Origin of the sequence: Elstera litoralis (assembly GCF_000963705.1) — a bacterium.
In the GTDB taxonomy this organism is placed as follows: Bacteria; Pseudomonadota; Alphaproteobacteria; order Elsterales; family Elsteraceae; genus Elstera; species Elstera litoralis.
Genome location: NZ_LAJY01000605.1, coordinates 1 through 3,649 on the forward strand (window position 1 = coordinate 1; position 3,649 = coordinate 3,649).

6 protein-coding genes are annotated in these 3,649 nt (G+C 61.3%); 3 read left to right on the forward strand and 3 right to left on the reverse strand.

Features of this window, described 5'->3' with window-relative positions; genetic code table 11:
* The 3 genes from VZ95_RS18125 to VZ95_RS28985 all read right to left on the reverse strand — a co-directional run.
* The coding region (locus VZ95_RS18125) for an FAD-dependent oxidoreductase (RefSeq protein ID WP_045777107.1) at positions 1-241 on the reverse strand (241 nt) is incomplete at its 3' end.
* Between the two features lies 1 nt (position 242).
* Positions 243-1,100, reverse strand: a complete 858-nt coding sequence (locus tag VZ95_RS28980) for a cryptochrome/photolyase family protein (protein ID WP_332308132.1) — start codon at positions 1,098-1,100, stop codon at positions 243-245.
* On the reverse strand, positions 992-1,717 hold the full coding sequence (locus VZ95_RS28985; RefSeq protein ID WP_332308133.1) for a deoxyribodipyrimidine photo-lyase: 726 nt from the start codon (positions 1,715-1,717) through the stop codon (positions 992-994). Before VZ95_RS28985 ends, VZ95_RS28980 begins: the two co-directional genes overlap by 109 nt.
* Before the next feature lie 208 nt (positions 1,718-1,925).
* Between VZ95_RS28985 and msrP the strand changes: the two genes are divergently transcribed.
* The 3 genes from msrP to VZ95_RS24405 form a co-directional block, all read left to right on the forward strand.
* A complete protein-coding gene (gene msrP / locus VZ95_RS18135) occupies positions 1,926-2,870 on the forward strand; it encodes a protein-methionine-sulfoxide reductase catalytic subunit MsrP (protein ID WP_045777108.1) in 945 nt (314 codons plus the stop codon).
* A 158-nt stretch (positions 2,871-3,028) separates the two neighbouring features.
* Positions 3,029-3,328 (forward strand): hypothetical protein, encoded by a 300-nt coding sequence (locus tag VZ95_RS25995; protein ID WP_052711919.1) that lies wholly within the window; start codon positions 3,029-3,031, stop codon positions 3,326-3,328.
* The coding region (locus VZ95_RS24405) for a circularly permuted type 2 ATP-grasp protein (RefSeq protein ID WP_232302744.1) at positions 3,316-3,649 on the forward strand (334 nt) is incomplete at its 3' end. The genes VZ95_RS25995 and VZ95_RS24405, both read left to right, overlap by 13 nt.

Sequence of the window (3,649 nt, forward strand, 5' to 3'; positions counted from 1 at the left end):
CAGATGCTGGAAAAAACCGCGTGAGATTCGGGTAATTGCGTTCGTTATAGACGATAAACCCGGTATCGACGGGAATAGTCTTCCCATCGAGGGCCAGATCGAGGGTATTCGAATGGCCGCCGGGGCGGCGATCCTGCTCGAAGATCGTAATATTTCTATTCCGCAACGACCAAGCTGCCCCAAGACCGGAAATCCCGCTGCCAATAATTGCAATACGCTCAGGCGAGGCACTCAAGGACATGCTAGACGCTTTCCGCTTGGGGGGAGGAGAGGCTTTTGAGGGCGGCAAGCGCCCGGTCGCGCCCAAAACTAAGCTCGATCAACGGGCGCGGATAGGTTTGGTCGAGGCTGACGCCCGTCGCGCGCAAAACCAGCAGCGGCGCCTCCCACGGCTTATGAATAAAGGCACTCGGCAGTTCGCGCAGTTCGGGCACCCAGCGGCGGACATAGTCGCCGTCCGGATCGAATTTCTCGCCCTGAAGCACTGGATTGAAGATGCGGAAATAGGGGGCGGCGTCGGCCCCGCAGCCCGCAACCCACTGCCAACTTGCGGGATTGCTGGCGGGATCAGCATCGACCAGCGTATCCCAGAACCATTCCTCCCCCGCCTGCCAGGGTTGCAGCAGGTGCTTTACCAGAAAAGAGCCGACCAGCATGCGCACGCGATTGTGCATCCAGCCCGTGTGCCAAAGCTGGCGCATTCCGGCGTCGATGATCGGATAGCCGGTTTGGCCGCGCTGCCAGGCGCGTAGGGCCTCGGCGTCGGGTTGCCAGGGAAAATTTTCGAATTGGCTGCGTAACGGTCGGTGCGAAATCTGAGGTTGATGAAACAGCAGATGATAGCTGAACTCGCGCCACCCCAGTTCGCGCGAGAAACTCTCGGGGCCGCGTGCCGCGAGGTCTCCGGCGCAGGCCTGGTCGAGCGCGGCCCAGATTTGGCGCGGGCTGATCTCGCCGAAGCGCAAGTGCGGCGAGAGAGCACTGGTGCCGCTCAAATCGGGCCGGTCGCGCGTGTCGGCATAGGCGGTGAGGCGTGCGGCGAGGAAATCATCGAGCCGCGCCAGCGCACCGGCCGCGCCGGGCGTCCACTGGTCGCGCATGCCCCCAGCCCAATCGGCGCCGTCGGCAGTAAGTCCCACCTTTCCAAAGGGTCGGAGGCCAGTACGGGTGGATCGGGCAGACGACCGGGGGCGGGGACCGGTAGGGGCGGCCGTGCGGCGGCAAGCGGACGCGCGGCGCGCCAGAAGGGGGTGAAAACCTGGAACGGCCCACCCTGGCCGGTTTTCACCTCCCAAGGTTCGACCAACAGCAGGGCATTGCTGCTCTCCACTGTGACGCCTTGGGCGGTGAGAGCGGTTTTCAATTCCGTATCGCGGGCGATGGCGGCGGCCTCATACTGGCGGTTCCAGAACAGATGCCGCGCGCCCGTTTCGGTTATGAGTGCCGAAACCTGCGCGTCGGCGCGGTCTCGGCGTAGAATGAGCGGGATGTTATAGGCCGCCAGTGCGTCGCGCAAACGGGCAAGACTATGATGCAGCCACCAGCGGCTAGCCCCGCCGAGCGCGCGCGAATCCGAACTTGTTTCGTCTAGGCAATAAAATCCGATAACGGGATGCCCGCCCGCGCGAGCCTGTTCCAGGGCAGAAGCGAAGGCCGGATTATCCCCGATCCGCAAATCTTGACGAAACCAGACGAGAAGGGGCGGGGGGGAGGTCACGGGGCGGCGCGCTTTCGGTTGGATTTTCTAGCGGTTTTTCTTTGTTCGGCGGCGGCGCGCCCCTGGATCACCCGAAAGTTTTAAGGGCGTTGCGTCTAAGCCCGCAACCCCAGCGTAACCTTGCCGGAGATGGAAACGAACTCCATCTTAAGGACATGTTTGGCACCGCAAATTATCCTCCCGCGCGCCCCTATTGGAAGAGACGAGAATGCCCCTCCATCGCTCCCGCCCCTGGGCTCTGCCCGAGTCTGCCGCAACACCCGAAAGCCTGTTTCTGAACCGCCGAAGCCTGTTGCAGGTGATGGGAACGCTGCCGCTGCTGGCGGGGGCCGGTGCCCTCATCGCGGGGGAGGCCACAGCGGCGGGCTACCCCTATCCGCGCAGCAGCGTCTACCCGCCCGAACGGGCAGAAACGCCGGAAAAACTGGCGACGACCTATAATAATTTCTACGAATTCGGCACGTCGAAATCGGTGGCCTCTGCCGCCGAAGCGCTGAAGCCGAGCCCGTGGAAGGTGACTTTCGACGGCATGGTCGAAAAACCACAAAGTTTCGACGCGGAAGAGTTGATCGCCCGCATGCCGCTGGAAGAGCGGGTGTACCGCCTGCGCTGCGTCGAAGCCTGGTCGGCGGTCATTCCCTGGACCGGCTTCCCGCTCGCCGCCCTGGTGAAGCTGGCCCAACCGACCGCCGGCGCCAAATATGTGCGCTTCGAGACCTTCCTTGATTCCGGCATGGCCTTCGGCCAGCGCCAATTTTGGCAACCTTGGCCTTATGTCGAAGGCGTAACGATTTCGGAGGCCATGAACGACCTCGCCTTTATCGCCACGGGGGCCTATGGCAAGCCGCTGCCGAAGCAAATGGGCGCGCCGATCCGACTGGTGTTGCCGTGGAAATATGGCTTCAAGTCGATCAAATCGATTGTGAAAGTAACCTTTACCGACAAGCGCCCGGTGAGCTACTGGGAGCAGCTTCAGGCCAGCGAATATGGGTTTTGGGCCAATGTGAACCCGGCGGTGGCGCATCCACGCTGGAGCCAAGCGAGCGAGCGGACCCTGACCGGCGAGCGGATTCCGACGCAGCTGTTCAATGGTTATGGTCCCTGGGTTGCCGACCTCTATAAGGGGTTGGAAGCGGAAAAACTCTATATGTGATCGCCTCAAACATGGGCGGTGGCTGCGGGTTTTCTGTTCACATGCGGAAAAAATTAGCAATCTTCGGATAAAATCTACCAAAATCACGCCATCCTCTTGCGAGTTCTCCGGCTTCAACGCATCGTTGTGACAGAGGCTTCACCATATAGGGGGGACGCATGGTCGACACCGCAGCACACCACCCCATTTTCGACGAAATGCGCGGCTTAGACGGGAACGTCCGGCCGCCATTTTCCGGCATTGAGCATTGGCTGTCGAAAATGCCGGACGGGGAACACGGCCGCATGCAGTTGCAGGCGGATCTGCTGTACGAGCGTATGGGCATTACCTTTGGCTCCTATGGGGCGGCGGGCGGGCACGAGCGCTCGATCCCCTTCGATCTGATCCCGCGCGTTTTTTGGGCAAGTCGGAATGGGATAAGCTGGAAGCCGGCCTGCGCCAACGGGTGCGGGCGCTAAACGCTTTCATGCACGACGCCTATCACCGCCGGGATATTTGCCGCGCCGGGAAAATTCCGGAAGCGCAGATCGTTCGCAACGATCAGTTCCTCTCGGTGATGCAGGATTTCGACCTGCCGGGCAGCATCTATGCCCATATTTGCGGGATCGACGTGGTGCGCGTCTCCGAAGGCCAGTTCTACGTTCTCGAAGATAATTGCCGCGTTCCGTCGGGCGTCTCCTACATGCTGGAAAACCGTGAAGTGATGATGCGCCTCGTGCCATCGCTCTTCACTCAGCAACGTATTCTGCCGGTGGCACAATATGCCGAAGAGCTGCTGA